The organism is Catenulispora sp. EB89, from assembly GCF_041261445.1.
Taxonomy (GTDB): domain Bacteria; phylum Actinomycetota; class Actinomycetes; order Streptomycetales; family Catenulisporaceae; genus Catenulispora.
In genome coordinates, this window is record NZ_JBGCCU010000022.1 from 88672 (window position 1) to 115124 (window position 26453).

Genomic DNA, 26453 nt, shown 5'->3' on the forward strand with positions numbered 1-26453 from the left:
GGGTCCGTTTCTGGCCGGACCCGGATGTCCCCGAGGAGGTCGTTGCTGTGCGACGAGCTGTGGCGAACTGTGAGTCGAGCGGTAACAACAGTGGATCGATCGACGCGGCCTCAGGACGCGGAGCGGTCCGTCGGGCGGTGCGGCGCGATCGCCTGGCCGTCGGGGAGCAGTTCGCCGGTGTCGTCGAACAGCACGATCCCGTTGCACAGCAGCGACCAGCCCTGCTCCGGGTGCGCGACCACGACCAGCGCGGCGTCCCGGTCGCTGGCGGCGGCGCCGGGACAGCAGGGGTGGTGGTGGCACGCGTGCGCGGAGCCGGGTCGGGAGGCGGTCATCGTCGTCATGGTGGTTCTTCTTCGTCCTCGGGGCGGCCTTGCGGTGGGGCCGCCGTGGTGTGGTCTGAACCTCGGTTTTCGCCGGTGGTCTGAACCAGTGCTCCTAGTGTCGCGCGTCACACGGCTCAGCGCAGGGAAATCCGGTGAGGTGACTCGGGCATTCGGGGAATGTAGTGCTCTGGTGTGGCGCCGGAGCCCGGTCACGTAGTCACTACTGACTAGACGCGACCGAGCTGTCAGCGGTTCGTCGCTCTGAGCTCTCTTTGAGCTTTCTGCTGGTCGGTGTTTGCTCTTAGGGACGGCTTCCCTAAGGGTGATCCTGGGTTATCTGACGGACACACGGCGTGTCGCCGGACGTGCCGGAGGCGCGGGACGGATCGCCGCCCGCGCCACCGGATGGCTCATCCGGAGACACGGTGACACGAGACACGAGACACGGTGACACGAGACACGGCGGCTCGGTGCCTCACTGGTCCGACAGCCGCCCCGCGAAGCCCGCGATGACCGCCGAGCCGATGTCCGCCGGCGTGTCGGCGTGCAGCGCCTGGCCGTTCGAGGCCGCGGTGATCTTCGACAGGGTGGTGAGGTCCACGCCGCTGCCCAGCGCCACGATCATGACCCGCACCGGGTGGTTCGGGTTGGCCGTCTTCAGCGCGTCGAGCTTGGCGATGAGCTGGTCGGCGGTCATCGAGTTCAGACCATCGTCCTTGCCGTCGGTGAACACCACGATCGCGTTGGACTCGTTAGGCGCCCAGCCGGTCAGCACCGTCTTGTACGCGTCCAGGATGGTGTCGTACAGCCCGTTGCGGCTGCCCGGCTGGATCGCGAGCTGCTGCAGCGCCGCGTTCAGTGCCGCGCGCCGGTTCGGGTAATTGCCCACCGGCGCCGACAGCGGGCCCATCGGGACCAGCTCGTTGTGCACGGTGCCGCCGCCGTCGGCGGTGTCCTTGGTGGTGAACGTCCACAGCCCCAGCTGGGAGCTGTCGCCGAACAGCGGCAGCCCGGCCAGGCAGGCCGCGGCGGTGATCTGCAGCCGGCTCAGCGGGGCCTGGGAGGTCGGGTCGACCTGGCCGGGCACGGCCATCCCCATCGAGCCGGAGACGTCCATGACCACCAGGCCGCGGGTCTGCTCGCTGGTCACGTTCCACACCGACAGCGCGGTGCCGGCCGCGGTGTGCGTGGTGTCGGCCGGCGCCAGCGCGGGCACGGCCGGGTTGACGCCGTTCGCGGCGGTCAGGATGCCGCCCGCGGCGCCCTTCGGGTCCCGGAACCCGGCCTTCTGCAGGGTGTTGACGGCCGCCGGGCTCTGCAGCACGCTCTGGAACTCGGCCGCGGCCTTGGCGTGCGCGGCGTCCAGGTTGGCGCTGATCGTGTACGGATAATCCATCATCATCGTGCCCAGACCCGGGTCCGCGGGATACAGCGCGACCAGCGGGGTGGCCGGGCTGGCGGTGTTGTACGCGGCGATCTTCTGCTCCGTCGACGGGAACGCCGCCACGCCGCCGGCGCCCGCGGCGGTCGCGCCGTCCGAGGGCAGGCTGGTGAGCAACGCGCTCATCGAGCTGGACACCGAGGTGCTCATGACCCGGTAGACCAGCGTGAGGTTCTGCAGAGCCTGCGCCTGCTTGGTCTTGTCAGCTCCGGCCGGGCCCAGCACAGCGGCGCGCAGCATGGTGATCGCGGCGAGACCGGGCCCTGAGGTGGTCGGGTCCGGAACGGCGGTCTGGAGCTTGTTGCTCTTGAAGTTGGCGAGCAGGTCGCTCCAGCCGAACGGCTTGCCCGGCCAGCCGTTCGCGGCGGCCACCGGCTTGGGCATGCCGATCACCAGCGGGCTGGTCGCGATCGGCGTCGGGTTGGCCGCCAGCGACTTCACGCCGTTGCCGTGCGCCACGTCGATCCACATGCTGCTGTCCGGGATCCACACGTCCGGCGCGCTGGTGACGTCGCCGCCCTTGGCGGTGCCGGCCAGGAACGCCGCCACGGCCGAGGCCTCGGCGCTGGTGACGTTGACGTGCACGCACGGGTCCGACATCCCGTCGGCGACCGCCTTGACTGCGGTGTAGACGTCGGGGTTGGCGTCGACGTTCAGCGTGGTCGGCGCGGCGCACGACCCGCTGGAAGCCGCCGGGGTGTGACCGCTGCCGCCGGCGTTGCTCGTGGAGTCGTGCTTCTTCGTGTACAGCACGTATCCGCCGCCCGCGGCGAGCACGAGCGCCGCCCCGAGCGCCACGAGCCCGGTCGGGAACGACGATCCGCCGGAGCCGCCCCCGCGGCCGCGGGAGGAGTTGCTGGGGCCCTCATAGGACCGGTGCCTGCCTGCCACGGGGGTCACGATCCCTTTCGTTGCTGAATGTCCGACAGTAGTCTGAGTTTCTGAGTTGGTATGTCGGTGTGATGACGGCGTCCCGCGCTACTACTGCGGGCCAAGACGGCAAAGGGGCGCGCCTGTGGGCGAGCGTGTGGTCGCGACCGAATTCACCGGGGCGGATCGGACACGGTTCCGGGAACGGTTGCGCGCAGGCTTCGAAGTGTTCCGCCGCATGCTGGCCGAGGACCGGTTCGAGCGCGGCCGCACGCTGATGGGCGTGGAGCTGGAGCTGGACCTGGTCGACCCGATCGGCCGGCCGGTGATGGTGAACGAGGACGTGCTCTCGCGCATCGCCAGCCGCGACTTCCAGACCGAGCTGGGCCAGTTCAACCTGGAGGTGAACATCGCCCCGCACAAGCTGGTCGGGACGGTGTTCTCCGAGCTGGCCGAGGAGCTGCGCACCTCGCTGGCCTACGCCGACCGCCAGGCGCGCGCCGCCGGCGCCAGGATCCTGATGATCGGCATCCTGCCGACCCTGGACGAGGCGCACATGGTGGTCGAGAACTTCTCCGCCGAGGACCGCTACTTCCTGCTCAACGACGAGATCGCGCAGGTCCGGGGCGAGGACTTCCTGGTGCAGATCGACGGCGTGGAGCGGCTGCGCACCACGTTCGCCTCGATCATGCCCGAGGCCTGCAACACCTCGGTGCAGTTCCATTTGCAGGTCTCGCCGGAGACCTTCGCCCCGGCCTGGAACGCCGCGCAGGCCCTGGCCGGGGTGCAGGTGGCGCTCGGGGCGAACTCGCCGTTCCTGTTCGGCCGGGAGCTGTGGGCCGAGACCCGGATCCCGCTGTTCGAGCAGGCCACCGACTTCCGGGTGGAGGAGCTGGCGGCGCAGGGTGTGCGGCCGCGGGTGTGGTTCGGGGAGCGCTGGATCTCCTCGCCGCTGGACCTGTTCGAGGAGAACCTGCGGTATTTCACGGCGCTGTTGCCGGTGTCCTCCGACGAGGACCCCGAGAAGGTACTGGCCGAGGGCGGGATTCCGCATCTGCCGGAGCTGAAGCTGCACAACGGCACCGTGTACCGCTGGAACCGGCCGGTCTACGACGTGGCGCGCGGCAAGCCGCATCTGCGGGTGGAGAACCGGGTGCTGCCGGCCGGCCCGACGGTCGTGGACGTGCTGGCCAACGCCGCGTTCTTCTACGGCTGCGTGAAGGCGCTGATGGAGGACCCCGATCCGGTGTGGGGCCATCTGGACTTCGCCGACGCCGCGCGCAACCTGCACCACGCGGCGCGTTTCGGCCTGGCCGCCGAGCTGGCGTGGCGCACGGACCGGTACAGCGGCCCGGTTCCCGTGCGGGAGCTGGTGCTCACCGAGCTGCTGCCGGCGGCGCGCCGCGGGCTGGACGCCCTGGGCATCGATCCGCGCGACCGGGACGAGTTCCTGGGGATCATCGAGGGCCGGTGCGTCACCGGACGCAACGGGGCGACCTGGCTGTCCGGGGAGTTCCACCGGCTGGTCGACGACGAGGGCGTGGAGCGGGCCACGGCTCTGGAGCGGCTGACGATCGCCTATTCGGACCTGATGCTCACCGGCGCGCCGGCGCACACCTGGACGCCGGGCTGAGCCCGGGTCCGGGCCGGTTCGCCGCCGCCGCATAGGTGCGCCTCTCGTCTGGTCTTTCGGTGTGGTCAAGGCCGTGGTCAGAGCTTTAGTCAAGGGGTGTGCGTCCGCATATGCGCCGCTGCTGCGGAACAGTAGTTCGGCCGTGAACCGGCGGACAAGAGACAGCGGGTTTTACCGGTTGTCCGCGCCCACTTTGTTACTTGAAGGTAACCGTGGGTTCGGAAGCGGTGACGTCAGGTCTACCGATCATGGCCGAAGGCCCGTTCAGGGCCGTACAGGTCCGATCGGGCTCGTTCAGCGCTTCGGCTGCGATGATGCGTTACGGCAGTCGAAGTCGGCAGCCGACGACGGCGGTCGATGACGGCGGTCGGATACGTCAGTCGGAGACGACGCAGCGGACGAGGGTGAGGAGCCGGCGTGGCGGTGGTGGACGAGGGCGTGGTGCCCACGGGGGGCGGGCCGGTGTCCGAGGCGCGATGGCGGACGCTGCTGCGGTTCGAGGTCCTGGTGGTGCTGGCGCTGTCGTTCGGCCAGTCGGCGGTGTACTCGTTCGTGTCGATCATCGCGAAGCTGACCGCGAAGCAGGCGCTGAACCAGCAGGCGGCCGGGCTGAACGCCTCGCAGTCCTCGCGGCCCTGGCTGGACTTCACCTACCAGGTGCTCGACCTCGGGTTCAGCGTCGCGATCGTGGCGCTGGTGGCGTATCTGCTGCTGCGGGACAACGCCTCGCTGCGCACGCTCGGGTTCGACCTGTCCGGCGGCTGGCGGGACTGGGCCCGGGGCGCCGTGGTGGCGGCCGGGATCGGCTCGGCGGGGCTGGGGCTGTACGTGGTCGCGCACGCCCTGAACCTCAACGCGACGGTGATCCCGACCACGCTGCCGGACGTGTGGTGGCGGGTGCCGGTCCTGCTGCTGGACGCGTTCCGGAACGGGGTCACCGAGGAGGTCGTGGTCCTGGGGTACCTGCTGCGCCGGTTCGAGCAGCTGGGGTTCTCCCGGACCAGGTCGGAGATCATGTCCTCGCTGGTGCGCGGGTCGTACCACCTGTACCAGGGTTTCGGCGGGTTCGTCGGGAACTTCGTCATGGGGCTGATCTTCTGCCGGGCCTACCGGCGCTGGGGCCGGGTGATGCCGCTGGTGGTGGCGCACGGGCTGATCGACAGTGTGACCTTCGTCGGGTGGCTGTACTGGGCGCACTACCTCGGGATCCCGGGGGCTCCGAAGTGACGCCGGTTCGGCTAATCTGACGCATCGTCAGAAAAGGAGGACGCGATGGCGGACGCAATGGCGGACGAGAAGGCTCTGAGCGTGGCGTCGGTGTTCCCGGCGGCGCGGCTGGCGGACGGCGTGCGGTTCCTGGCGGCGGTGCTGGGCATCGAGCCGACCTTCGTCGACGGCGAGCGCTGGGCCCAGTTCGACCTGGGCGGTGCGCGCCTGGCGCTGGCCTCCGGGGCCGAGTCGTCGGGGGCGGCGCAGGTGATGGTGAAGGTCGCGGACGCGGCGGGGACCGCCGAGCGGCTGGCGGCAGCCGGCTACGACGTCGCCGGCCCGGTCGCCGGTCCGCATGAGGTGCGGTTCTCGGTGACCGGGCCGGATGGGTGGTCGGTGGTCGTCTACGAGCCGGTCTGAGGCCCGCTGTCCGGTCGACGGACCTCTGTGAGGCTCGCCGGTCGTGCTACTGGTGCGTCGAGCTCTAAGCCGCCGGAATGGCTGGCGCTTGTACTACCGGGGCGACCGGGGCGGTCTCGATCGTGGTGTCCAGCGGCAGCGGTTCGACCAGGTGCGGCTCGACGGTCATGACCGCCGGGGCCGGCTCCAGCGTCGGCTCCAGGGCCGCGGTGGTGGCGCGGTCGAGGTAGCGCTGCAGGCGGGCCTCCAGGTTGGCCTTCGCGGCCGGCCACTCGGCGCGGACGATGGAGAACAGGGCGCTGTCGCGCACGCCTCCGTCGGCGGCCGGGAAGTGCGCCCGCTTGATGCCCTCGAACTGCGCGCCCAGGGCGCTGATCGCGGCCCGGCTGCGGGTGTTGCGCACGTCGGTCTTGAGGCTGACGCGGTGCACGTCCCAGGTCTCGAAAGCGTAGGTGAGCATCATCAGCTTGGCCTCGGTGTTGATGCCGGTGCGCTGGGCCGAGGGGTGCAGCCAGGTGGAGCCGATCTCGGCGGCGTCCGGTCGGCCGTCGGGGTTGACGTGCCCGTGCCGGGGCGGCCAGACCCCGGCCCGCCAGTACTCGAGTTCGCGCAGGCGGGAGGTGCCCACGATGCGTTCCTCGCCGGTCAGCGGATCGATCGCGATGGTGGTGAAGGGGACGGCGACACCGGCGGCGAAGTCCGAGGTCGCCAGGGCCACGTACCGGACGACTGCGTCGTGGTCGCGCGGCACGTAGGTGAAGTCGTACGTGGACCGGTCGGCGACGGCCGCGAACAGCAGGCCGTCGATGTGGTCCGGTCGCATGAGCTCCAGGCGGCACAGGTTGCCGTGGAGCGTGACGGGGGAACGCATGCGCATATCATCCACGACCTGACGGTCTGCGTCGTGCGACACGACAGGTTGGCACTCTTGCGGGGTAACGGCGCAGGTCAGGGCGCTGGTTCGCGGGGCCGCCGGGAGCGCTCGGCGGGGGTCGGGGGCGGACCGCGGCGGGGCCGGCCGACCGAGGCATGTCGCGTGGGTTTCGGGTATGCGGCCGGTTGGTGTCCGGGGCGTGATCCGGCGGTACTTGAGGCTTCGGATCGGGGGCTGGCGCGGGGTTCGGCGAAGGTCCAGGTCGGACGCGGGCGGGTCGCGCGCGGGCCGCCGTACGGACTCGGTCCGGACTTGATCCGGTGTGGTGACTGGCGTGCGGCGGGGGTAGTGCCGGATACTCCCGTTGTCGTCCGGTTGTCGGCCGGTGTGATTTTCTTTGGTGGTTCCTCGGCGAGGGTCGCCGGGTGGGGATAGTGGCTCGATTTTTGGGAGAGGCTAGCGTGGCCGAGGTAGAGCAGCAGTTCGGCGGCGGGGCGGATGAGGCCGACGGGCTCCAGGTCGGTGGCGCCGATGCGGTGACGGAACTGGAGACGCAGGCGCCGTCCGCGGCGTTCGACGCCGACCCGGTGGTGGCGGCGGGGTTCGTGGCCTTCGAGGCCGGGGACCTGGAGGCGGCCGAGGCGGTGTTCGCCCCGGCGGCCGGCGGCGGCAGCCGCGCGGCGATGTTCGGCCTGGGCCTGGTGTATCAGGCCCGTGACGACTTCGACCAGGCGGTGCGCTGGTACGCGGCGGCGGCCGAACTCGGCGAGGCCGAGGCCGCGAACAACCTGGGCACGTTGCTGGCGGTGCGCGGCGAGAACGACGCCGCGGTGGCCTGGCTGAGCCAGGCGGTCGCGCTGGGCTCGTCGGAGGCCGCGGTGAACCTGGGGCGCATGAACCACTGGGACAACCCGGCCGAGGCCGAGTTCTGGTACCGCCGCGGCGCCGAGGCCGAAGTCGGCTCGGCGATGGCGAACATCGGCGTCCTGGCCCAGCGCCGCGGCGACCTGGTGCAGGCCGCCGAGTGGTACCGCAAGGCGGTGGAGGCCGGCGAGGTCCGCGCGGTGAACAACCTGGGCAACGTCCTGCTGATGCAGGGCGAGGTCGAGGAGGCGATGGACTGCTTCAAGCGCGGCGCCGAGGGCGGCGACGGCCACGCGCAGGTGAACTTCGCCCTGCTGTCCCTGGCCCGCGGCGAGGTCGAGGAGGCCCTCGCGGCCGCCGAGCGCGGCCGGGAGTCCGACGCGCCGGGCGCCGAGGTCGTCTACGGCCAGGTGCTGCTGGCCACCGGCGACCAGCAGGGCGCCGCGGAGGCCTTCCAGCGTGCGATGAACGCCGGCGACCCGTCGGGCGCCTACGCCCTCGGCGTGGTGGCGGCCCAGACCGGCGCCCTGATCGACGCCGAGCGCCTGTTCCTGGCCGCCGCCAACGCCGGACACGTCCCGGCGATGTGGAACTCGGCGGTGCTGCTCCAGCAGAGCGGCAAGACCGAGGCGGCACTGCCGTGGTTCGAGGCCGCCGCGGCCGCGGGGCACCCGGAGGCGCAGGCGGTGCTGTCGGGGGCGATCTCGGTCCAGCCCGGGGGCGACGGCGGGGGCGTGGCGACGGCTTAGGTCGCTGTCAGACGCGAGGGGCCGGCTGCGCGAGGGTTCGCGCGGCCGGCCCTTGACGTTGTCTCAACAGGCTTAGCCATGAGGGCTTAGGTGAGCTTCGACGCCGAGCGGCCTCGTCCGTTCTTCGTTGAAAGGATGCAATACATGGCAATCTGGGATCAGCGGACGCCCGAAGACGTCATCATGTACGTCGCAATGACGCAGGGCTATCTCAACGAAGCGATCACGCACTACGGAGCTCGGATCAGCTGGGCGGAGGCTGGAAACACCCATATAGGGAACCGCCTGACCTTCGAGCAGATGCAAGCTCTCGTCCCGCAGTTCGCCGCCTCGGCCGCCGATCTGATCAATCGCGACATGATCGAGGTTCGCGAACCGCTCGACGGCAACTGGGACGACGCGCCACAGCTCAGCCGCGCTGAGATCGACGCAGTACTGGCCGATCCCGCCACATGGCTGCAGTCTCCGGACACACACGAGAACATCCGCATGATCTGGGTCTTGACCACCGATCACGCTGACCGACTCATCGCCGAACGAACCCCGGCTCCGGGAGGCGACTCCCTCAGGGCATACGGGGCCGGGGCGGCTCAGGCCGCCGCCTTCCCCTCCTTGACGTCGGAGGCGTAAACCGCCCGGTACTCCTGCCCCGACAGCTTCTGGATCTCCTCGATCACCTCGTCGGTGATCGCCCGGCGCACCAGTGCCGGCTTCCCCAGCGCCTTGGCGGCGGCCAGGTCCAGGGGGGCGCCGATGCGGATGGTCACGCGGCTCAGGCGGGGGATCTTCTTGCCGGGGGGCTGGACGCGGTCGGTGCCGACGATGCCGATCGGGATGATCGGGGCGCCTGAGCGCAGGGCGATCTCGGCGATGCCGGTGCGGCCGCGGTAGAGCTTGCCGTCGGGGGAGCGTGTGCCCTCCGGGTAGATGCCGAACAGGTCGCCCGCCTCCAGGACCGCCACGGCGCCTTCCAGGGCCGCGGTGGTGGCGTTGCGGGTGCCGGAGCGGTCGATGGGGACGGCGCCGGCGAACCGGGCGTAGAAGTACTTGTTCCACATCCCCTTCAGGCCGCGGGTGTTGAAGTACTCGGCCTTGGCGATGAAGGTCACGTGGCGGGGGACCACCACCGGGATGAAGAAGGAGTCTGAGAACGACAGGTGGTTCGCGGCCAGGATGGCGGCCCCGGTGGCGGGGATGTTCTCCAGGCCCTCGACGCGCGGCCGGTAGACGAGCTTCACGAGGGGTTCGACGAAGAATTTCGCCGCCTGGTACACGGACATCTGCGCGCTGACCTCATTCTTCTTCGCCGCGGCGGGTCGGTGGGGACGCCGTCGAGACTAGCGGATCGCCTGGGGCGGTCGGGGCCGACCGCACGTGTGCGGAAAGGGTAGGGCGGGGGTGCTGCGGGGGTTCGGTCGGGGGTCGGTTTGCGGGGCTTGGCGCGGGGTGGTTCGCGGCGGCGTGGCGCCGGCCGGTTCGCGGGCGGATCCGGCGACGCCTCAGGGCGCCGGATGTACCCGCAGCAGCCCCTCCTGCACGACCGTCGCCACCAGCGTGCCCTCCCGCGTGAACAGCCGGCCGGTGGCCAGCCCGCGGGCGCCGGAGGCCGAGGGCGAGGCCTGGTCGTAGAGCAGCCACTGGTCGGCGCGCGCCGGGCGGTGGAACCAGATCGCGTGGTCCAGCGAGGCGATCTGCACCTCTTTGTGCGGCAGCAGCTTGTGCCGGATGAGCGTGGTGGACAGCAGCGTCAGGTCCGAGACGTAGGCGAGGACCGCGGTGTGCAGGTGCGGGTCGTCCGGCAGCGGTGCGGAGGTGCGCAGCCATACCTGCCGCCGTTCCGGGCCGGTGTCCGGGACCCGCCGGATGTCGAAGGCGGTCCAGCGCCGGTAGAGGATGTTCCACAGCGCGTCCTCGCCGTCGTCGGCGGGGCTGGTCGGGATCGCCGGCAGCTCCTCCGGGTCCGGGGCGTCCGGGCGCGGGTCGGCGTGGTCCAGGCCGGGCTCGGGGATCTGGTACGAGGCCGACATGACGAAGATGTTGCGGCCGTGCTGGCGGGCCACGACCCGCCGGGTGGAGAACGACCGGCCGGTGCGCGAGCGGTCGACCTCGTACACGATCGGCGCGGCCGGGTCGCCGGGGAGCAGGAAGTACCCGTGCAGGGAGTGCACGCTGCGGTCCGGCTCGACCGTGGCCGTGGCGGCGGACAGGGCCTGGCCCAGGACCTGTCCGCCGAAGACGCGCTGCACGTCGGTGTCGGGCGAGGCGCCGCGGAACAGGTCGTCCTCGATCCTCTCCAGCTCGAGCAGGTCCATGAGGGACTCGAAGGTGGCCAAGGGGTGACTCCCGGGGGCGGATCCATCTCACCTGACGGTGGCGGTGCGGATTTGAGGGGCGGATTGAGTTTAGGCGCCGGACGGGGCCGTCGTCGGCGTGGCTACTCGGTGAGGTCGGTCACGGGCGGCCCGAACCTCGGCAGCAGGTCCACGATCGGCTCCGGGTCGCCGGTCCAGCCTGCGGCCAGCATCTGGGCCCGGGACCGGCGCCCGATCAGGATGCGGGAGAGTTCGAAGTCGGAGGTGGCCAGTGCCGCCGTGGGCGCGCAGTCCTGCTCCCCGAACCGCCAGCTGCCCGAGCCGGTGGCCAGCTCGATCGGCGGATTCCCGGCTTCCTCCCAGCCGCTGCGCTTGAACTTGGTCAGCAGGGTCGCCACGAACACGGCCTCGGGCGTGTCGCGCGCCTCCCGCCGGCCGAGCGCGCCGCGGATGTCGTGGCTGTGATGGAAGAGGTCGATCACGGCGATCACCGCGGGCCGCCCGGCCGGCTCGTCCAGGAACGCCTCCATCCCGGGCCCGTTGGCGCCCCACTCCTCGACGATCTCGGCCAGCGAGCGCCCCCGGCGCGCCGCGAGGTGTCCGGCGGTCCACGCGGTGCTGTCCGGCTGGGCCGCGATCCCGGCCGGGACGTCGGCGCTGATCCCGGCCAGGTGCGCGTAGGTGTCCAGCACGCTCCAGCCCGGCAGCGCGGGCACCGGCGTGCCGGCCTGCTCCGGGCTCAGATCCGCGGCCAACTCCGTGAGCTCGGCGCGGATGACACGGTAGTGCTCTCCGGCGGTGGTCATGCTGGCCGTCTCGCCTTCTGTAGGGTTGAGGGTGGCAGATCCATCAATAGTCGATGATGTCGTTGGACGGGAGTGGTGCGCGTGTCGTCGCCCTATGACACCTCGGAGCAGGTGCCGTCATTCACGGTGAGCTCCTCCGAATTCAAGCCCGGGGAACGCCTCGCCCCCGAGCACGGCTCGGCGATCTTCGAGGTCCCCGGGGGCCGCGAGACCTCGCCGCAGCTGTCCTGGGGCCCGGTCCCCGAGGGCACCAGGAGCATCTCGGTGACGATGTTCGACCCCGACGCCCCGATCCCCTCCGGGTTCTGGCACTGGGGCCTGGCCGACCTCCCCGCCGACACCACCGAGCTCCCCGCGGGCGCCGGCGCCGGCGACGGCTCGCTCCCGGGCGAGGCGTTCCACGTCCCGAACGAGATCGGCATGCACCAGTACGTCGGCTTCGGCCCGCCGCCCGGCACCGGCCGGCACCGCTACTACTTCGCGGTGCACGCCCTGGACGTGGACTCGGTCCGCGACCTCGGCGTCACCCCGGACACCACGCCGGCGGTGCTGCACTTCATGATGCGCGGGCACGAGCTGGGGCGCGGGATTCTGCAGGGGTGGGCCAGCGCCGACGAGTAGGGACGGAGTGCTGCCGGTGGCTGCCTGGTACGGCGGCACACCGGCGGCGGCCGGATGCGGCGGGCCGGCAGCTGTCGCGAGCGGCGGCGCATCGGCGGCGGCCGGATGCGGCGCGCCGGCACCTGTCGCGAGCGGCGGCACGCTGGTGGCTGCCGGGAGCGGCGGCGCATTGGCGGCGGCCGGATGCGGCGCGCGTCGGCAGCTGTCGCGAATGGCGGCACGCTGGTGGCTGCCTCGTACGGCTGCACGCCAGCGGCGGCCAGGCATGGCGGCGCATCGGCGTCGTCGGCGGCGGCCAGGCGCGTCGGGGCATTGGCGCCATTGCGCGCGGCGCTCGGCACGACCGCCTGCTGAAGCGCCGAGGCGAGCTGGCGCTCGGCGTCGGCGCGGGAGCGCTGGGCCGCGAGGGCCGGTCGGGGCGAAGGTGCCCCGGTCGGCCGATCGCCTGCCGGTCGCGGCGAGGCTTCCCCGGTCGACCGTTCGCCGGCCGGGACCGCAGTCGCCAAGGCGCCAGTTGTCAGCAGCGTGCCGTATACATACATATAAGGGGTGCTTCATCTCCAGCCATATGAGATGACATCACCGCCCCGGCGCCCCAGTCGGCGCCGCCCCCAACGTCCGGAACGTGATCCCGGCCCGCGTCAGCCGCTCGATGAGCGCCTCACCCATCGCAGTAGCCGTCGTCTGCTGCCCTGCGGTCGCCGGCAGGTCGTCGAAGGCCAGGCACAGCGCCGACTCGGCGAGCATCTTCGCGGTCTCGCCGTAGCCCGGGTCGCCGCCGGAGACCTCGGTGACCAGCGTCCGGCCCCCGGCCTCGGCGCGCAGTCGCAGCGTGAACCAGCTGGCCGCGCGGCGTGCCTCGTCAGGGCCCTGTCCCGGCTTGACCACCTTGCCCACCGCCTGTCGCAGTGGTTTGACCTGCGCGGCCAGCGCCAGCCCGGCGACCAGGGACAGGGCGCCCAGCGCGATCGGCAGTCGGCGCACGGCGGCGAAGTGCCCGTAGCGGAAGTCGGGTCCGTACTCCGGAAGTGCGGCGGCGCTGCGCAGCGCGATCTGCGTGTCGATCACCGGCAGCGGTGCGATCCAGGCGTGCGCGGTCGCGTCGTGGCGCGGCGGGCCGGCCAGGACGCCGAAGCGCCGCCCCGGCTGAGCAGGCTCGGCGGACCGGCGGGCCTTGGCCGTGCGCGCCATCGCCTTGGGTCGGGACATCGCCGCCATCGCCGAGGCCAGCGTCCCGCCGGAGAACGTGCCCTTGACCCGGATGAAGCCCGACACCCGCACCGGACCGGTCTGCGGCCCGAGCTCGCGCATCGTGTACAGCACGCCGAGGTCGGTCGGGATGCTGTCGAAGCCGCAGCAGTGGACCAGGCGCGCGCCGGTCTCCACGGCGCGGGCGTTGTGCTTGAGGTACATGGCGTCGACGAACTCGGGCTCGCCGGTCAGGTCGACGTAGTCGCACCCGGCCTCGGCGCAGGCGGCCACCAGCGGCTCGCCGTAGTGCAGGTAGGGCCCGACGGTGCTGATCACCACGCGGGTGCGCTCGGCGAGCTCGCGCAGCGAGACCCGGTCCGCGGCGTCGGCGATCAGCAGGGGCAGGCCCTTGAGCTCCGGCCGGGTCGCGGCCAGCCGGTCGCGCACCGCCTGCAGCTTCGCCGCCGAACGCCCGGCCAGCGCCCAGCGCGTGCCGGCCGGGGCGTGCTCGGCGAGATAGTCGGCGACCAGGGATCCGGTGAAGCCGGTGGCTCCGAACAGGACCAGGTCGAAGGGCTTACCCGGGGTCGGGTCGGGCATCGGGCCCACCTTTCTTACTACCAGTCGGTAACTAGGTGGCTCCACCCTAGAGGGCCGTCGGCCGCGCAGCCAGAGCCGCGCGGCTGAGGATCAAATGGCGAGGATCGAATGCAAACCGTCATCGCTTCCGCGCGACCAGCATCTGCCCGGTCACCAGCGCCCCCAGCGCGACGGCGAACCCCGCGGCCTGCGGCCCGGTCAGCGACTGGTGCAGCACGACGAACCCGGCGACCGTGGCCACCATCGGGTTGGCCAGGCTCAGCAGCGACAGAGACGTCGGCGCCAGACGCTCGATGCCGCGGAACCACAGCGTGTACGCCACTGCGGTGCCCACGACGCCGATGTACGTGAACCCGGCGAGGTTCTTGGCGGTCAGCGTGTCCGGCAGCCCCTCGGAGACCAGCGTCATCGGCAGCAGGATCAGCCCGCCGAACACCAGCTGCCAGGTCGCCAGCACCATCGGCGTGGCGCCTTCCGGCCGTCCCCACCTGCGGCCCAGCACCACGGCCAGCGCCATCAGCGCGGTGGCCACCAGCATCGCCACCACGCCGAGCGGATCCAGCCGGGCCTTGGCGGTCAGCGTCATCAGTGCCACGCCGCCGGTGCCGACGATCGCCGCGCCCAGGACCGCGTTGTGCGGCCGCTGACGCAGGATCAGGATGCTGAACCCCGCCACCAGCAGCGGCTGCACCGAGCCGAGCGTCGAGGCCACGCCGCCGGGCAGCCGGTAGGCGGCGAAGAACAGCAGGGGGAAGAAGGCCCCGAAGTTCAGCGTCCCGAGCACCGCGGTCTTCCACCACCAGCTGCCCTTCGGCAGTCGGCGCACGAACGCCAGCAGGATCAGCCCGGCCGGCAGCGCCCGCATCGTCGCGGCGAGCATCGGGCGGTGGTCGGGGAGCAGTTCGGAGGTGACCACGTAGGTGGTGCCCCAGCTGGCCGGCGCGAGGACGGACAGCAGCAGGTCGCGGGCGGTGCCGGTCGAGGACGACGGCGTGTGCGCGACGGTCGGCGCGGCGGTTGCGGTGGCGATGGCGGTCATGTGGAGTTCTCCCCTGGTTCTTCCACACTAACAATCTTAATCTTGAGAGTGTTAACATTGAGGGAAACTAGCACATTCCCTCGAGAAGGAGCCGTCGATGGCCGACGCCGTGGACGCGATCATCGCGATGTGGGCGCGGGAGAAGCCCGAGCTCGACGCCACGCCGATGGGCATCGTCGGGCGCATCAGCCGCCTGTCACGGCTGCTGGACAAGGAGCTGAAGGACTTCTTCGCCGAATACGGCCTGGAGTTCTGGGAGTTCGACGTCCTGGCGACCCTGCGCCGCTCCGGCGCCCCGTACGAGCTGTCGCCGGGGGCGCTGCTGCGCACCGCGATGGTCACCTCCGGCGCCATCACCAACCGCGTGGACCGTATGGAGGCCAAGGGTTTGGTGGAGCGGCTGCGCGACCCCGGCGACCGTCGCGGCGTCCGGATCCATCTCACGTCCGCAGGGCTGGAACTCATCGACGAACTGATGCCGTTGCACGTCGCCAACGAGCGGCGGCTGCTGGCCGTCCTGGCCGGCGACGACCGCGACACCCTCACCGACCTGCTGCGCACCCTGGCCGCCGGCCTCGGCGACACCTCCCTGGGATAAGCCCGTAACCCTTTTGCGATAATGGGGTATGAGCACCTGGCATGAGCGATTCGCCTCCGGCATCGACAAGCATGTGCGCGATGCCGAGAAGGACGGAGCCTTCGAGGACAACCCTTTGGTCGGCAAGCCGCTGCCCGGCGACAGCCAGCCGTACCGCGAAGACTGGTGGATCACGCAGAAGGTCGCGCAGGAACGCGTCGGCGCGCACGCGCTGCCCCTGCCGCTGGCTTTGCGACGCGAGGCGCAGGATCTGCGCAAAGGGCTGATCGAGGATCGGCTCGCCGCGTCCGAAGCCGTGTTGCGGGCTGCGATCGCGGACTACGACGTGCGCTCCGACGCCGCGCGGCGGACGCCGCAGCCGGGGCCGTCGGTGGTGATTCCGCGGGTGGACGCGGATGAGGCCGTCGAGGCGTGGCGGCAGGCGCGCGACGCGAAGTGAGCGATTCGGTGAGTTTCGAAGCGGGCCCGATGGGCTCGGCGGGCGCGGCGGATTCCGTGGGTTCCGCCGGCTCGGCCGTCGTCGTGTCCGTGGTCCCCGGCGCGCTGGCGGCGGCCGGCCCGCAGGGCGCCGGCCCGAACGCCGAGCAGGTCGCGACGTTGTTCCTGCTCACCTACAAGCCGACCACCGCCTCGGCCTACGCGGTCGATCTGAAGCAGTGGTTCGCGTGGTGCGCGCTGTTCGACGTCGATCCCTTCGACGCGGTCCGCGCGCATGTCGACGCCTGGACCGTGCATCTCGGCGACGACGGCCGGGCGCGTCCGGCGACCCTCGCGCGCAAGATCAGCGCCGTGCGCAACTTCTACGCCTACGCCGTCGACTCCGGCTACGCCGCCAAGAGCCCGGTGCCGGCCAAGGACAAGGCGCTCCACCTGCCCAAGGTCTCGCGCAAGTCGCAGACGCTGGGCCCGGACCGCGAGGAGTCGGCGGCGATGCTCGCGGCGGCGGCGAAGCGTGGGGTGCGGGACGAGGCTGTCGTCGCCGTCCTGCTGTATCAGGGCCTTCGGGTCTCGGAGCTGTGCGGCATCGATGTGGAGGACCTGTCCTCGCAGCGCGGGCACCGCGTCGTGCGGTTGCGGCGCAAGGGCGGCGAGGAGCAGGACCAGGCGATCGCGCCGCCGGCTGCCGGATGTCTGGACGCGTGGCTGGCCGAGCGTGCCGCGGACTCCGCCGTCGCTCCCGGCTCCGGGCCGGTGTTCGTCGGAGCCGAGGGTGCGCGGCTGACGCGGTATCAGGTGGAGTGGATCGTCGAGAGCTGCGCGCAGGCGGCGGGGATCGACAAGAAGATCAGTCCGCACTCGCTGCGTCACGCCTGCACCACGCTGCTGCTTGATGCAGGGGTTCCCCTGCGCGACATCCAGGTGTATATGGGACATGCGAACTCGGCCACGACCGAGCGGTACGACCTTGGGCGTCAACATCTTGATAAATCGCCCGCGTATGCATTGTCCGGGGTGTTTGCGCGAGACTGAGATCGTGATCATGACTGAGGACGTCGTCGAGCGGCTGCGGGCCGCCGGGTGCGTGTTCGCCGAGGACGAGGCGGAGCTGTTGGTGCAGGCCGTGAAGGACGAAGTGGAGCCTTCTTCGCGGCTGGCGGCGCTGGTGGCTCGGCGCTGCGCCGGCGAGCCGCTGGAGCACGTCGTGGGGTGGGCCGAGTTCTGCGGGCTGCGGATCGCGGTCGGGCCGGGCGTGTTCGTGCCGCGGCGGCGCTCCGAGTTCCTGGTCGAACTCGCCCTGGACCTGGGGCGCGAGGCGCGTGCGATCGTGGACATGTGCTGCGGTTCGGCGCCGTTCGCGACGGTGCTGGCGACGCGATTGCCACGTGCCGAGGTGCACGCCGCCGATATCGACGCGGGGCAGCTGGAGTACGCGCGGCGCAATCTCGGGCCGTTCGCGGGGCGGTCCCGGGTGCACGAGGGCGACCTGTTCGAGGCGCTGCCCGAGCGGTTGCGGGGGAGCGTGGATCTGCTGGTGGTGAACGCGCCGTATGTGCCGACGGGGGCGATCGCCACGCTGCCGGCTGAGGCGCGGGCCTTCGAGCCGCTGGGGAGTCTGGACGGCGGGGCCGATGGGCTGGCCGTGCACCGGCGGGTCGCGGCCGAGGCTCCGGCGTGGCTCGCGGCGCGTGGGCATCTGCTGATCGAGACAAGTGAGGCGCAGGCTGAGCCGATGCTGGAGGCGTTCGGGGAGGCTGGGTTGAAGGCGTGGATCGCGCAGGATCAGGAGTTGGAGGCGACGGTGGTTATCGGGCGGCAGCCGGAGTCGGGGAGCTGAGGCGTAAGCCATGATGGCTCTCGTTACGGGTGCCAATCGGCTGCGTACAGACGGCGGTCCGACCGGCGGGTTCTTCCGGGACGGCAAGGCCATCGCCTGGTAGGGCTGTTTCCGGCGAGGGCATAAATGCCGCCTCGGCGGCGCGTGCGGCTCGGGTACGTTCGAGCCGACAGCGTCGTCGCAGGCCAAGGAGGGTCCACTGATGCCGATCTCGGACACGGACCCGGACCTGGACTTGGATGCCGACCCGGGCGAGCGCCTTCTGCGGCTGCTCGACGCGCGGCCGGAGGTCGCACGCACCCTGGACCTGGTCGCCGACTTCGACGTCACCCGCCGCTACCAGGCCGAACGCCTCGTGATCCCGGCCGGCCTGCCCCTGCTCCCGATCGCCGCCGACGGCACCGGCGGCACGTACTACCTGGTCGGCGACCCGAAGGAAGCGCGCCGGCCGGTGCTCTACGCGGACGGCCAGGGCTGCGGCACGCTGATCGCCGAAGACCTCGCCGAGGCACTGGCCATCTTCATCACCCTGGGCTTCTGGCACGAGGCCGGCCACGGCTTCCCGCTGGAGACCACCGAGGAGAACCTGCGCGCCTCCGAACCGGACATCGACACGATCCGCGCCGACCTCTACACGGCGACCGGCATCGCCCCGCTCACCGCCGACCAGGCCCGCGACCGCCTGCTGGCAGCCGCGGCGCGCACCGCCTCGGACTACGTCGCGATGGCCGACTTCCCCGGCGCCCGGCCGTACCACCTGCTGTTCGCGCCGCCGCGGGGGATCGCGGGTATTTCTCGGGCGGTGGGGGCGGCGAGCCAGTAGCTTCGGGCACTGATGGTTTCTGTCGCGCTGCTGCTGACTACCTCATGACCCCGCCGCGGTCGTGGCCGCCGAGAAGTTTCCGCGCGCGCCGAACCTCCCGAACACGTCTGTGGGGCCGCCCGCATCGGGCGGCCCCACAGGATGTCATCGGCGTCCGGGCTCAGACCGTCTTGCGACGGCGCTCCTTCTTGGCGAGGCGCACGAGGCGGGCCTCGGCGGCCTGCTTGTGGAGGTCGGCCAGGCGGGCGTGGGCGGCGGCCAGTTCGTAGGTCGAGGCGAAGTTCATCGTTGACTCCTTGGATCCTTGTGATCGCTTCGGCTGTATGCCTTCGATTATAAGGACTGTGGGGGCTGGAGTCCAATCGATTGAAGGCGAAAATCGGTTGCGCACCTGCGGATATCGATTTGGCGTGAAGTTCGTGCGACGCTGAGGGGAACCAGGGTGGGAAACCGGGCGAAAGGTCGAGCCGTGAGTGGTGCTCAGGCCAGTGGGGGCTTACCCCTGGATGGCGCGTATGCCAACATCCGGCTGCGTCCCGTCGGGGTGGCGGACGTGCCGTTGTTCTTCGAGTACCAGCGGGATCCGCTCGCGGCCCGCATGGCGGCCGCGACGCCGGTCGCGCGACGTGATCACGACGCGCTGTGGCGCGCGATCCTCGCCGACCCGGCGATCCTGGCGCGCACGGTCGTGGTCGACGGGGAGGTGGCCGGCTCCCTCACGTCCTGGACCCAGTGGGAGCAGCGCCAGCTCGGCTACTGGTTCGGCCGCGACCACTGGGGCCGCGGCGTCGCCACCACTGCGCTGGCGCTGTTCCTGGGGGAGATGACGGTCCGGCCGGTCCACGCCTACGTCGCCGGGCACAACGGCGCCTCGCGGCGTGTGCTGGAGAAGTGCGGCTTCCGGCCGGACGGGATCGAGGGGGACGGGAGCCTGCTCGGCTACGTGCTCGAACTCTGAACGATCTGTATCGGGAAGAAAGCGAAACTACTGACCGGCCTCGGCCAGTGCCTTCGCCTCTTCCTCCTCGGTGAACCCGAACGTCAGCGCCGGCGTCCCGCGCTCGCGGTCCCACGCCAGCACGTCGGCGACCGTGGTCTCGAACGGCGTCTGCGGCATCCCGGCCGCCACGGCGCGCGCCGGGTCCCGCTGCATGACGTTCCACTCCTCCCGGTCGCGGATCAGCGGGAAGAACGAGCCCTGCGCGTCCTGTTCCGGCACCGGCACGATCTCCACCTCCGTCCCGGCGGCCCGCGCACAGGTGTGGATCAGGTCGGCCAGCGTGATCGGGGTGGCCGGGCCGATCGCGTTGTAGGCGCCGCCGCGGTCGTCCTCGATCAGGCGCACCATCAGGCGGGCCGAGTCGCGCACGTCGATGAGCTGGATCGGCTGCTCCGGGTGGCCCGGCAGGGCGAGGCGGCCGCCTCGGGTCGCGCGGCGGACGTAGTAGGTCAGGCCGTTCTGCGGATCGTGCGGGCCGGCGGCCTTGCCGAGGCGCACGATGCTCGCGTGCTCGCCGAAGCGCGCCTGGACGTCGTCCTCGCACGCCACCTTCAGCGGGCCGTACGTCTCCTCGAACAGCTCCTCGGTGTCGCGCACCGGCTCGCGGCGCGGCGTGTCCTCGGTCGACCCGGGCGCGACGCCCTGGCGCGGGTAGACGGCGTGGCTAGAGACGAACACGTAGCGGCCGACGCGGTCGCCGAGGGCGTCCATGGCGTTGTTGACCTGGCGGGGGACGTAGCCGGACGAGTCCACGACCGCGTCCCAGTCGCCGCTTGCCAGGGCCGAGTAGTCGTCGGTGTCCCGGTCGCCGACCAGGCGCGGGACCTGCGGGAACAAGGCGGCGCCGGAGCGTCCGCGGCTGAAGATGGTCACCTCGTGGCCGTGGGCGAGGGCGTCCTCGACCACGGCGCGTCCGACGAAGCCGGTACCGCCCAACATCAGAATGCGCATTCTGGCGAGCTTACTGAGGGGTCTGCGGAGCGCGATCTGTTTTTTCGGCCGGGCGGCGGTTGGCGGTTGACGTCCGGAGATGTGAAGCAATACTTTCAGATTATGGTGGGGGAGCGCGAAGAGCGCGAAGAACAGGCGGAACGCGGCCGATTCGGCGACGTGGTCGTCACCGATCCGCGGATGATGCGGGCGCTGGCGCACCCGGCACGCCTGACGATCATGGACATCCTGCGCCGCGAGGGCCCGTCCAGCGCCACGGAACTGGCCCCGCGCGCCGGCATCAGCCCCTCGGCCGCGAGCTGGCACCTCCGGCACCTGGCGAGCTTCGGCCTGGTCCGCGACGGCGAACCGCACCCCGACGGCCGCGCCCGGCGCTGGGAGGCCGCGGTGCCCGGGTTCCGTTTCGACGTGCCCGCCGACGCCGACAACGCCGAGGGCTACACCGCGGCGCGCACGCTGGCGCGGGAGATGATGGCGCACGCGCAGGGCAAGGTGGCCCGCTGGCTGACCGAGGTCGAGCCGGAGCTGGACGCGGAGTGGAGCCGGGTCGCGGGGGTCTCGGACACCGGGGTCGATGTGGACGCCGCGGAGTTGGCGGCGATCATGGACGGGATCGAGACGGTGCTCGCGCCGTATGTGAATCGGGAGGCCGGGGAACGGCCTGCGGGGAGTCGGCGGGTGCGGTTGGTGCGGTTCGTGTTGCCGGAAGGGCAGGGGCAGGGCACTGATACCGAGGCGGAGTCGCGCACTGCGAATGCGGACCCTGATACGGGGTCGACCGGCATCGGCGGCGGCGTATGACGGCCGGCTCCGCGACCGAGGCTGAAGTGCCCGCCGCCGCGCCCCATGACCCCCATGACCCCCAAGACCCCCGCTTCCGTCGCTTCTGGCTCGGCGACACCGTCTCCCAGCTCGGCGACCGGGTCACCGAGCTCGCGCTTCCGCTGATCGCCTCCGTGACGCTGAAAGCCTCCGCCGCCGAAGCATCGGCGCTCGCCGCCGTGACCTGGACGCCGAATCTGCTCGGCGTCTTCCTCGGGGCGTGGGTGGACCGGCAGCGCCGGAAGCGCCGCCTGATGATCGGTGCCGATCTGGCCCGTGCCGTTGTCCTGGTGAGCCTGCCGGTCGCGGCGGCGTTCCATGCCGTGACGCTCGGCCAGCTCTATGTCGTCGCGGCGCTGTGCGGGACTGCGGCGGTGCTGTTCAACACCTCGTATCCGTCCTTCTTCGCGCGGCTGGTGCCGCGCTCGCGATATGTGTCCGCGAACAGCAAGCTCGCCGGCACCCGCTCCGCCTCCTTCATGGTCGGGCCCGCAGCCGGCGGGGTGCTGATCGCGGCGACGTCCGCGCCGTTCGCCGTGCTGGCCGACTCGGTGTCGTTCCTGTTCTCGGCGCTGGCGATCAGCCGCGTCCGGATCGCCGAGCCGCAGCCGCAGCCGCAGCCGCAGCCGAAGCAGCCGCAGGAGTCAGAGCAGGAGTCAGCCGAGCTCTCCCTCGCCCGCCGCGCCAAAGAAGGCATCCTCTACATAGCCCGCGAGCCCATCCTGAGATCCACGCTCGCCTGCGCGACCACGGTCAACTTCTTCACCTTCGTCGCCAACACCAGCCTCCTGGTCCTGTTCGCGAACCGCGTGCTGCACCTGTCCGGCGGCGTCGTCGGCGTCGCCCTGGGCATCGGGGCGAGCGGCGCGCTGCTGGGCGCGGTCCTCGCGCCGAGGCTCGCGCGCCGGATCGGCGTCGGACGCGGCGTCGCCGTCGGCGCCGTGCTGTTCCCGGCGCCGATCGCGCTCGTCGCCGTGGCGCACGGCTCGGTGTGGCTGTGCGCGCTGGTCCTGGGCCTCGCCGAGTTCCTGGGCGGCCTCGGGGTGATGCTGTTCGACGTCAACCTCAACTCGCTGCAGACCGCCGTCATCCACGACGCCGTCCGCAGCCGCGTCTCCGGCGCCTACACCACCGTCAACTACGGCGTCCGTCCCCTCGGCGCCGTCGTCGGCGGCGTGCTGGCCGGCACGGTCGGGATGCGGCCGACGCTGCTCGTCGCGGCCGTCGGCGGGGCGATGTCAGCGCTCTGGCTGCTGACCTCGCCGGTCCTGGGGATCCGTTCTCTCGACCATCTTCAGCCAGGCACGCCTCAGCCAGGCCTGCTTTAGCCAGGCGCGCTCTAGCCAGGCGCGCCGGGCGAGCCCTCGCCGGACCCGGAACCGTCCGCCAGCGACCGGATCGCGGGCCGCAGCAGCCCGACGACCTGCTCCGGGTCGGCCTCCGCCAGCGCGTCCGTCTTCAACAGGTGCCGGGAGACCGTGATGCCGAGCACCACGGCGCTGATGATCGCCGCCCGGAGGTCCGCGTCCTCGGCGGGGATCGCCTGCGCGATCTGCGCCTGGTAACGGACCGCGGCGGTACCGACGGCGTCGGCAGCCTCCGGGTTGGTCAGCATCGAGCGCAGGATGGTCAGCGAGGCGACCGGCTCGTTCGCCAGCCGCTCGGCGAGCCCGGCCAGGATGTGTTCGGCGGCCTGCCCGGGCGCGGCGTCGATCTCCGGCAGCGGGGCGGCGTCGACCACGCGCTGGAAGAGCGCCTGCTTCGACCCGAAGTAGTGCATGACCAGGCCCGCGTCCACCTCCGCCGCGGCCGCCACGGCCCGGATCGTGGTGCGCTCGTATCCGACGTCGAAGAACGACCTGGTCGCGGCGTCGAGGATGCGGGCTTCAGTGCGGCTGCGCTGTTGCGCGCGGGAGCCGGGCGGCGGGGGAGCGGCGGTCATCGCTTCATTCTACGAGCGTTGACCGAAGGCGCGGTCCGGTCGTAGGGTTTCATTGAACAAGCGTTGAACGAACTGCTTGAGGAGAGTTCCATGTCCACATCCCGCACACCTGCCGAGCTCCTGGACCGTCGCCGCCAGGTGATCCTCGACGGCGACGCCGAAGGCTTCGCCGCCCTGTTCGCCCCCGACGCCGTGATCGACATGCCCTTCGAGGGGACGCCGGACGCTCCGCTGCGCATCGAGGGCCAGGAGGCCATCCGCGATTACGCGCAGCGCATGATGAACTCGCCGGTGCGCATCGAAGAGTTCGACGTGACCGCACTCCACCAGACACAGGACTCTGAGGTGCTCGTCGTCGAGATGCGCACGATCGGGACCGTCACCACGACCGGCAAGCCGTTCAGCGTGACGTCGGTCCAGATCCTCCACCTTCGCGACGGCCTCATCACGCTGTTCCGCGCGTACGGCGACCCCCGCGTCCTGGCACAGGCCGGCCGCTAAGCGTCCCGGTATTCGTGGTACCGCTCCCGCAGCCACGGCACCGGCTCGGCCTCGGACCGCTCCGCCTCGCAGGGGCCCCACGCCGGCGGCTCGTCCGCGCCGCTCGTGCTGAGCATGCCGCTGCCGCTCAACGCCCAAGCCGCCTGCATGGCGGCACCGTCCGCGACGTAGTCGGTGGCGCGCGGCACCAGCACCGGCCGGCCCAGAATCGCCGGCGCTATCGCCCGCACCGCCTCCGACCGTGACGCGCCTCCGACCAGCAGGATGCGCTCCACCGGGACGCCGACCGCCGTCAGCGCGTCCAGACCGTCGGCCAAACCGCACAGCACGCCCTCGATGTAGGCGCGGGCCAGGTGAGCGGGGGTGGAGTTGGTCAGGCGCAGGCCGTGCAGGGTGCCGGTGGCGTCCGGACGGTTCGGCGTCCGCTCGCCTTCCAGGTACGGGATCAGCGTCAGGCCGTCGGCTCCGGCCGGGGCCGACAACGCCAGCCGCGACAGTTCCCCGAGGCTCACGCCGAGCAGCGCGGCGGCCGCGTCCAGGACCCGCGCGGCGTTGAGCGTGCAGACCAGCGGCAGATATCGGCCGGTGGCGTCGGCGAAGCCCGCGACCGCGCCGGTCGGGTCGGCCGTCGGGGCGTCGCAGCACGCGAACACCGTGCCGGAGGTGCCTATCGACACCACCACGTCGCCCGGCCGCGCGCCCAGGCCCAGCGCCGCGGCCGCGTTGTCGCCGGCCCCGGCGGCGACCAGCAGCGGGTTCAGTCCGGCCGCGCCGAGCCGGATGCGCGGGGAGTCCGCCGGGGCGAAGCCGGCCGAGGGCTGCAGGATCCGCGCAGGCTCGGACGGGCCGAGGACGGCGGGCACCAGCGGCTGCCGACCGAAGGCCAGTTCCAGCAGGTCCGGGCGGTAGGCGCCGGCGGCCGCGGAGTAGTAGCCGGTGCCGGAGGCGTCGCTGCGGTCGGTGGTCAGGGTCCTGATGTCGCGGCCGTCGGTCAGCTTCCAGGTCAGCCAGTCGTGCGGCAGGCAGACCGCCGCGGTGGACTTGGCGCGCGCCGGCTCGTGCTCGGCGAGCCAGCGCAGCTTGGCGACGGTCAGCGAGGCGACCGGGACGGTGCCGACGGCGTCCGCCCACGCCGCCGCGCCGAGTTCGGCGACCAGGTCGGCGGCGGCGCGCGCGGACCGGGTGTCGTTCCACAGCAGCCCCGGGCGCACCACCGCGCCCTCGTCGTCCAGGCACACCATGCCGTGCTGCTGCCCGGCGATCGAGACCGCGGCGACGTCCTCCAGCCCGCCGGCCTCGGCCACGGCCTGCCCGAGGGCCTCCCACCAGGCCGAGGGGTGGACCTCGGTGCCGTCCGGGTGCGCCGCCGAGCCCCGGCGGACCACGGCGCCGGTGCCGGCCTCGCGGATCACCACCTGGCACCACCGCGTCGCGGAATCGACGCCCGCGACCAGGGCATTACGGGTCATTGACAGGCACTCCCGGCGCGACGTTGCGAATCATTCGACACGTGAACTTAGCATCGCCGCGCGGTGTCCGGCGGGGCCCCCGGCGCCGCGGCCACCGCCGCCGACCAGGTATCAGTCCTCGATGATCATCGGCTACGCTGATCCACACGCGGGACGCCCACCGCGCGAGGCCGCCACCGGGAGGGTCGAAAGTGACCGACGAGTCGATCAGCGAGGACGGCGCCGCGCGGCTGCCGGACTGGACACCTCCGGACATAGACCGCAGCAAGGCCCATCCCGCGCGCATCTACGACTACCTGCTCGGCGGCAAGGACAACTTCGACGTCGACCGCGAGGCCGCCGAGGTCGCGCTGAAGCTGATGCCCGAGCTGCGCGGCATGGCCCGGGTCAACCGCGCCTTCCTGGGCCGCGCGGTCCGGCACCTCGCCGAGGCCGGCATCACGCAGTTCCTGGACATCGGCACCGGCATCCCCGGCCCCGGCAACACCGGCGAGATCGCCCGGAGCATCCACCCCGACGCCCGCGTGGTCTACGTCGACTACGACCCGATCGTCTCCGCGCACTCCCGGGCGCTGCTGGCCGGCGCCGACCCGGAGCTGACCGCGATCGTGCAGGCCGACGTCCGCGAGCCGAAGACCATCCTGGACAACGGCACCGTGCACGCGGTCCTGGACTTCGACAAGCCGGTCGCGGTCCTGATGGTCGCCGTCCTGCACTTCGTCTCCGACGCCGAGGACGCCCACGGCATCGCGGCGCAGTTCGTCGACGTCCTGGCCCCCGGCAGCGCCCTCGCCGTCTCGCACGCCTCCGAGGGCCACGTGCCCGGCAAGTTCGGCGCCGCCCGCAAGGGCTGGAACAACGCCACCTCCCAGCTGGTCCTGCGCGACCGCGAGGAGATCGCCGGATTCTTCACCGGCACCGAGCTGCTGGACCCCGGCGTGGTGATCATCCCCGGCTGGCGGCCGGACCAGGAGCTCACTGATGAGGAGCGGTCGCTGGACTACGGACACGCGGCGGTCGGGATCAAGCGGTAGGGGCGAACAGGGGCGTCGACCGAAAGGCGAACACTTCTTCGCGAACGGGGGTTCGCAAAGAGGCGTTCGCCTTTTATCGTGCG

28 protein-coding genes are annotated in these 26453 nt (G+C 71.6%); 16 read left to right on the forward strand and 12 right to left on the reverse strand.

Going from position 1 to position 26453, the window contains the following annotated elements; genetic code table 11:
- Positions 1-110 precede the first annotated feature (110 nt).
- Together ABH920_RS36025 and ABH920_RS36030 are read right to left on the reverse strand one after the other, a co-directional pair.
- Positions 111-344: a DUF5999 family protein gene (locus ABH920_RS36025; RefSeq protein ID WP_370353739.1), complete on the reverse strand. Its 234-nt coding sequence runs from the start codon at positions 342-344 to the stop codon at positions 111-113.
- Between the two features lie 457 nt (positions 345-801).
- Positions 802-2658 carry a substrate-binding and VWA domain-containing protein gene (locus ABH920_RS36030; RefSeq protein ID WP_370353740.1) on the reverse strand — a complete coding sequence of 619 codons (1857 nt, stop codon included), beginning with the start codon at positions 2656-2658 and terminating at the stop codon, positions 802-804.
- Between the two features lie 124 nt (positions 2659-2782).
- Between ABH920_RS36030 and ABH920_RS36035 the strand changes: the two genes are divergently transcribed.
- The 3 genes from ABH920_RS36035 (at position 2783) to ABH920_RS36045 (ending at position 5899) form a co-directional block, all read left to right on the forward strand.
- The gene (locus ABH920_RS36035) at positions 2783-4270 is read left to right on the forward strand and encodes a glutamate-cysteine ligase family protein (protein WP_370353741.1); all 1488 of its coding nucleotides are present in this window, start codon (positions 2783-2785) and stop codon (positions 4268-4270) included.
- Between the two features lie 417 nt (positions 4271-4687).
- Complete coding sequence (locus ABH920_RS36040) at positions 4688-5497, forward strand: CPBP family intramembrane glutamic endopeptidase (RefSeq protein ID WP_370353742.1); 810 nt, start codon at positions 4688-4690, stop codon at positions 5495-5497.
- Positions 5498-5542: 45 nt separating this feature from the next.
- The gene (locus tag ABH920_RS36045) at positions 5543-5899 is read left to right on the forward strand and encodes a VOC family protein (protein WP_370353743.1); all 357 of its coding nucleotides are present in this window, start codon (positions 5543-5545) and stop codon (positions 5897-5899) included.
- A gap of 64 nt (positions 5900-5963) precedes the next feature.
- On the opposite strand, the gene ABH920_RS36050 is transcribed toward ABH920_RS36045, so the two are convergent.
- Positions 5964-6770, reverse strand: a complete 807-nt coding sequence (locus ABH920_RS36050; RefSeq protein WP_370353744.1) for a GNAT family N-acetyltransferase — start codon at positions 6768-6770, stop codon at positions 5964-5966.
- Positions 6771-7234: 464 nt separating this feature from the next.
- Here ABH920_RS36050 and ABH920_RS36055 point away from each other — a divergent pair, with 464 nt between their 5' ends.
- Both ABH920_RS36055 and ABH920_RS36060 read left to right on the forward strand, forming a co-directional pair.
- A complete protein-coding gene (locus tag ABH920_RS36055) occupies positions 7235-8386 on the forward strand; it encodes a tetratricopeptide repeat protein (protein WP_370353745.1) in 1152 nt (383 codons plus the stop codon).
- Positions 8387-8476: 90 nt separating this feature from the next.
- Complete coding sequence (locus ABH920_RS36060; protein ID WP_370353746.1) at positions 8477-9016, forward strand: hypothetical protein; 540 nt, start codon at positions 8477-8479, stop codon at positions 9014-9016.
- On the opposite strand, the gene ABH920_RS36065 is transcribed toward ABH920_RS36060, so the two are convergent.
- From ABH920_RS36065 to ABH920_RS36075, 3 genes are all read right to left on the reverse strand, one after another.
- Complete coding sequence (locus tag ABH920_RS36065) at positions 8977-9666, reverse strand: lysophospholipid acyltransferase family protein (protein WP_370353747.1); 690 nt, start codon at positions 9664-9666, stop codon at positions 8977-8979. The genes ABH920_RS36060 and ABH920_RS36065 overlap by 40 nt on opposite strands.
- A gap of 219 nt (positions 9667-9885) precedes the next feature.
- The gene (locus ABH920_RS36070; RefSeq protein ID WP_370353837.1) at positions 9886-10698 is read right to left on the reverse strand and encodes an acyl-CoA thioesterase; all 813 of its coding nucleotides are present in this window, start codon (positions 10696-10698) and stop codon (positions 9886-9888) included.
- A 122-nt stretch (positions 10699-10820) separates the two neighbouring features.
- Positions 10821-11504: a maleylpyruvate isomerase N-terminal domain-containing protein gene (locus ABH920_RS36075; RefSeq protein ID WP_370353748.1), complete on the reverse strand. Its 684-nt coding sequence runs from the start codon at positions 11502-11504 to the stop codon at positions 10821-10823.
- Positions 11505-11585: 81 nt separating this feature from the next.
- Here ABH920_RS36075 and ABH920_RS36080 point away from each other — a divergent pair, with 81 nt between their 5' ends.
- A complete protein-coding gene (locus ABH920_RS36080) occupies positions 11586-12125 on the forward strand; it encodes a YbhB/YbcL family Raf kinase inhibitor-like protein (RefSeq protein WP_370353749.1) in 540 nt (179 codons plus the stop codon).
- A 579-nt stretch (positions 12126-12704) separates the two neighbouring features.
- Here the strand turns inward: ABH920_RS36080 and ABH920_RS36085 are convergent.
- Positions 12705-13916 (reverse strand): trans-acting enoyl reductase family protein, encoded by a 1212-nt coding sequence (locus ABH920_RS36085; RefSeq protein ID WP_370353750.1) that lies wholly within the window; start codon positions 13914-13916, stop codon positions 12705-12707.
- A gap of 118 nt (positions 13917-14034) precedes the next feature.
- Positions 14035-14955, reverse strand: coding sequence for an EamA family transporter (locus ABH920_RS36090; protein ID WP_370353751.1), 921 nt, complete (start codon positions 14953-14955; stop codon positions 14035-14037).
- A 97-nt stretch (positions 14956-15052) separates the two neighbouring features.
- Between ABH920_RS36090 and ABH920_RS36095 the strand changes: the two genes are divergently transcribed.
- From ABH920_RS36095 to ABH920_RS36115, 5 genes are all read left to right on the forward strand, one after another.
- Positions 15053-15553 (forward strand): MarR family winged helix-turn-helix transcriptional regulator, encoded by a 501-nt coding sequence (locus tag ABH920_RS36095; protein WP_370353752.1) that lies wholly within the window; start codon positions 15053-15055, stop codon positions 15551-15553.
- Between the two features lie 28 nt (positions 15554-15581).
- Positions 15582-15992, forward strand: a complete 411-nt coding sequence (locus ABH920_RS36100; RefSeq protein ID WP_370353753.1) for a DUF1992 domain-containing protein — start codon at positions 15582-15584, stop codon at positions 15990-15992.
- Positions 15993-16000: 8 nt separating this feature from the next.
- Entirely contained in the window at positions 16001-17023 is a 1023-nt protein-coding gene (locus ABH920_RS36105) for a tyrosine-type recombinase/integrase (protein WP_370353754.1), read from the forward strand.
- Positions 17024-17033: 10 nt separating this feature from the next.
- The gene (locus ABH920_RS36110; RefSeq protein ID WP_370353838.1) at positions 17034-17828 is read left to right on the forward strand and encodes a putative protein N(5)-glutamine methyltransferase; all 795 of its coding nucleotides are present in this window, start codon (positions 17034-17036) and stop codon (positions 17826-17828) included.
- A 202-nt stretch (positions 17829-18030) separates the two neighbouring features.
- Positions 18031-18651 carry a hypothetical protein gene (locus tag ABH920_RS36115; protein WP_370353755.1) on the forward strand — a complete coding sequence of 207 codons (621 nt, stop codon included), beginning with the start codon at positions 18031-18033 and terminating at the stop codon, positions 18649-18651.
- A 160-nt stretch (positions 18652-18811) separates the two neighbouring features.
- Here ABH920_RS36115 and ABH920_RS36120 read toward each other — a convergent pair whose 3' ends face one another.
- Positions 18812-18937 (reverse strand): hypothetical protein, encoded by a 126-nt coding sequence (locus ABH920_RS36120; protein WP_370353756.1) that lies wholly within the window; start codon positions 18935-18937, stop codon positions 18812-18814.
- Between the two features lie 183 nt (positions 18938-19120).
- Between ABH920_RS36120 and ABH920_RS36125 the strand changes: the two genes are divergently transcribed.
- On the forward strand, positions 19121-19609 hold the full coding sequence (locus tag ABH920_RS36125; RefSeq protein WP_370353757.1) for a GNAT family N-acetyltransferase: 489 nt from the start codon (positions 19121-19123) through the stop codon (positions 19607-19609).
- Between the two features lie 27 nt (positions 19610-19636).
- Here ABH920_RS36125 and ABH920_RS36130 read toward each other — a convergent pair whose 3' ends face one another.
- The gene (locus ABH920_RS36130; RefSeq protein ID WP_370353758.1) at positions 19637-20602 is read right to left on the reverse strand and encodes an NAD-dependent epimerase/dehydratase family protein; all 966 of its coding nucleotides are present in this window, start codon (positions 20600-20602) and stop codon (positions 19637-19639) included.
- A gap of 102 nt (positions 20603-20704) precedes the next feature.
- Here ABH920_RS36130 and ABH920_RS36135 point away from each other — a divergent pair, with 102 nt between their 5' ends.
- Positions 20705-21403 (forward strand): ArsR/SmtB family transcription factor, encoded by a 699-nt coding sequence (locus ABH920_RS36135; RefSeq protein ID WP_370353759.1) that lies wholly within the window; start codon positions 20705-20707, stop codon positions 21401-21403.
- On the forward strand, positions 21400-22752 hold the full coding sequence (locus ABH920_RS36140; protein WP_370353760.1) for an MFS transporter: 1353 nt from the start codon (positions 21400-21402) through the stop codon (positions 22750-22752). Before ABH920_RS36135 ends, ABH920_RS36140 begins: the two co-directional genes overlap by 4 nt.
- 11 nt (positions 22753-22763) lie before the next feature.
- Here ABH920_RS36140 and ABH920_RS36145 read toward each other — a convergent pair whose 3' ends face one another.
- Positions 22764-23366, reverse strand: coding sequence for a TetR family transcriptional regulator (locus tag ABH920_RS36145; RefSeq protein ID WP_370353761.1), 603 nt, complete (start codon positions 23364-23366; stop codon positions 22764-22766).
- Between the two features lie 90 nt (positions 23367-23456).
- Between ABH920_RS36145 and ABH920_RS36150 the strand changes: the two genes are divergently transcribed.
- Entirely contained in the window at positions 23457-23867 is a 411-nt protein-coding gene (locus ABH920_RS36150; protein WP_370353762.1) for a nuclear transport factor 2 family protein, read from the forward strand.
- Here the strand turns inward: ABH920_RS36150 and xylB are convergent.
- Positions 23864-25336 (reverse strand): xylulokinase, encoded by a 1473-nt coding sequence (gene xylB / locus ABH920_RS36155; protein WP_370353763.1) that lies wholly within the window; start codon positions 25334-25336, stop codon positions 23864-23866. The two genes, ABH920_RS36150 and xylB, sit on opposite strands and share 4 nt — an antisense overlap.
- Positions 25337-25527: 191 nt before the next feature.
- On the opposite strand from xylB, the gene ABH920_RS36160 reads away from it, so the two are divergent.
- Positions 25528-26370, forward strand: a complete 843-nt coding sequence (locus ABH920_RS36160; RefSeq protein ID WP_370353764.1) for an SAM-dependent methyltransferase — start codon at positions 25528-25530, stop codon at positions 26368-26370.
- Positions 26371-26453 lie beyond the last annotated feature (83 nt).

Coding starts and splice junctions, on each gene's coding strand:
- ABH920_RS36025 (WP_370353739.1), bottom strand. CDS start 344: ATGACGACGATGACCGCCTCCCGACCCGGCTCCGCGCACGCGTGCCAC.
- ABH920_RS36045 (WP_370353743.1), top strand. CDS start 5,543: ATGGCGGACGCAATGGCGGACGAGAAGGCTCTGAGCGTGGCGTCGGTG.
- ABH920_RS36050 (WP_370353744.1), bottom strand. CDS start 6,770: ATGCGTTCCCCCGTCACGCTCCACGGCAACCTGTGCCGCCTGGAGCTC.
- ABH920_RS36065 (WP_370353747.1), bottom strand. CDS start 9,666: ATGTCCGTGTACCAGGCGGCGAAATTCTTCGTCGAACCCCTCGTGAAG.
- ABH920_RS36070 (WP_370353837.1), bottom strand. CDS start 10,698: ATGGACCTGCTCGAGCTGGAGAGGATCGAGGACGACCTGTTCCGCGGC.
- ABH920_RS36075 (WP_370353748.1), bottom strand. CDS start 11,504: ATGACCACCGCCGGAGAGCACTACCGTGTCATCCGCGCCGAGCTCACG.
- ABH920_RS36085 (WP_370353750.1), bottom strand. CDS start 13,916: ATGCCCGACCCGACCCCGGGTAAGCCCTTCGACCTGGTCCTGTTCGGA.
- ABH920_RS36090 (WP_370353751.1), bottom strand. CDS start 14,955: ATGACCGCCATCGCCACCGCAACCGCCGCGCCGACCGTCGCGCACACG.
- ABH920_RS36095 (WP_370353752.1), top strand. CDS start 15,053: ATGGCCGACGCCGTGGACGCGATCATCGCGATGTGGGCGCGGGAGAAG.
- ABH920_RS36100 (WP_370353753.1), top strand. CDS start 15,582: ATGAGCACCTGGCATGAGCGATTCGCCTCCGGCATCGACAAGCATGTG.
- ABH920_RS36110 (WP_370353838.1), top strand. CDS start 17,034: ATGACTGAGGACGTCGTCGAGCGGCTGCGGGCCGCCGGGTGCGTGTTC.
- ABH920_RS36115 (WP_370353755.1), top strand. CDS start 18,031: ATGCCGATCTCGGACACGGACCCGGACCTGGACTTGGATGCCGACCCG.
- ABH920_RS36120 (WP_370353756.1), bottom strand. CDS start 18,937: ATGAACTTCGCCTCGACCTACGAACTGGCCGCCGCCCACGCCCGCCTG.
- ABH920_RS36130 (WP_370353758.1), bottom strand. CDS start 20,602: ATGCGCATTCTGATGTTGGGCGGTACCGGCTTCGTCGGACGCGCCGTG.
- ABH920_RS36135 (WP_370353759.1), top strand. CDS start 20,705: ATGGTGGGGGAGCGCGAAGAGCGCGAAGAACAGGCGGAACGCGGCCGA.
- ABH920_RS36140 (WP_370353760.1), top strand. CDS start 21,400: ATGACGGCCGGCTCCGCGACCGAGGCTGAAGTGCCCGCCGCCGCGCCC.
- ABH920_RS36145 (WP_370353761.1), bottom strand. CDS start 23,366: ATGACCGCCGCTCCCCCGCCGCCCGGCTCCCGCGCGCAACAGCGCAGC.
- ABH920_RS36150 (WP_370353762.1), top strand. CDS start 23,457: ATGTCCACATCCCGCACACCTGCCGAGCTCCTGGACCGTCGCCGCCAG.
- xylB (WP_370353763.1), bottom strand. CDS start 25,336: ATGACCCGTAATGCCCTGGTCGCGGGCGTCGATTCCGCGACGCGGTGG.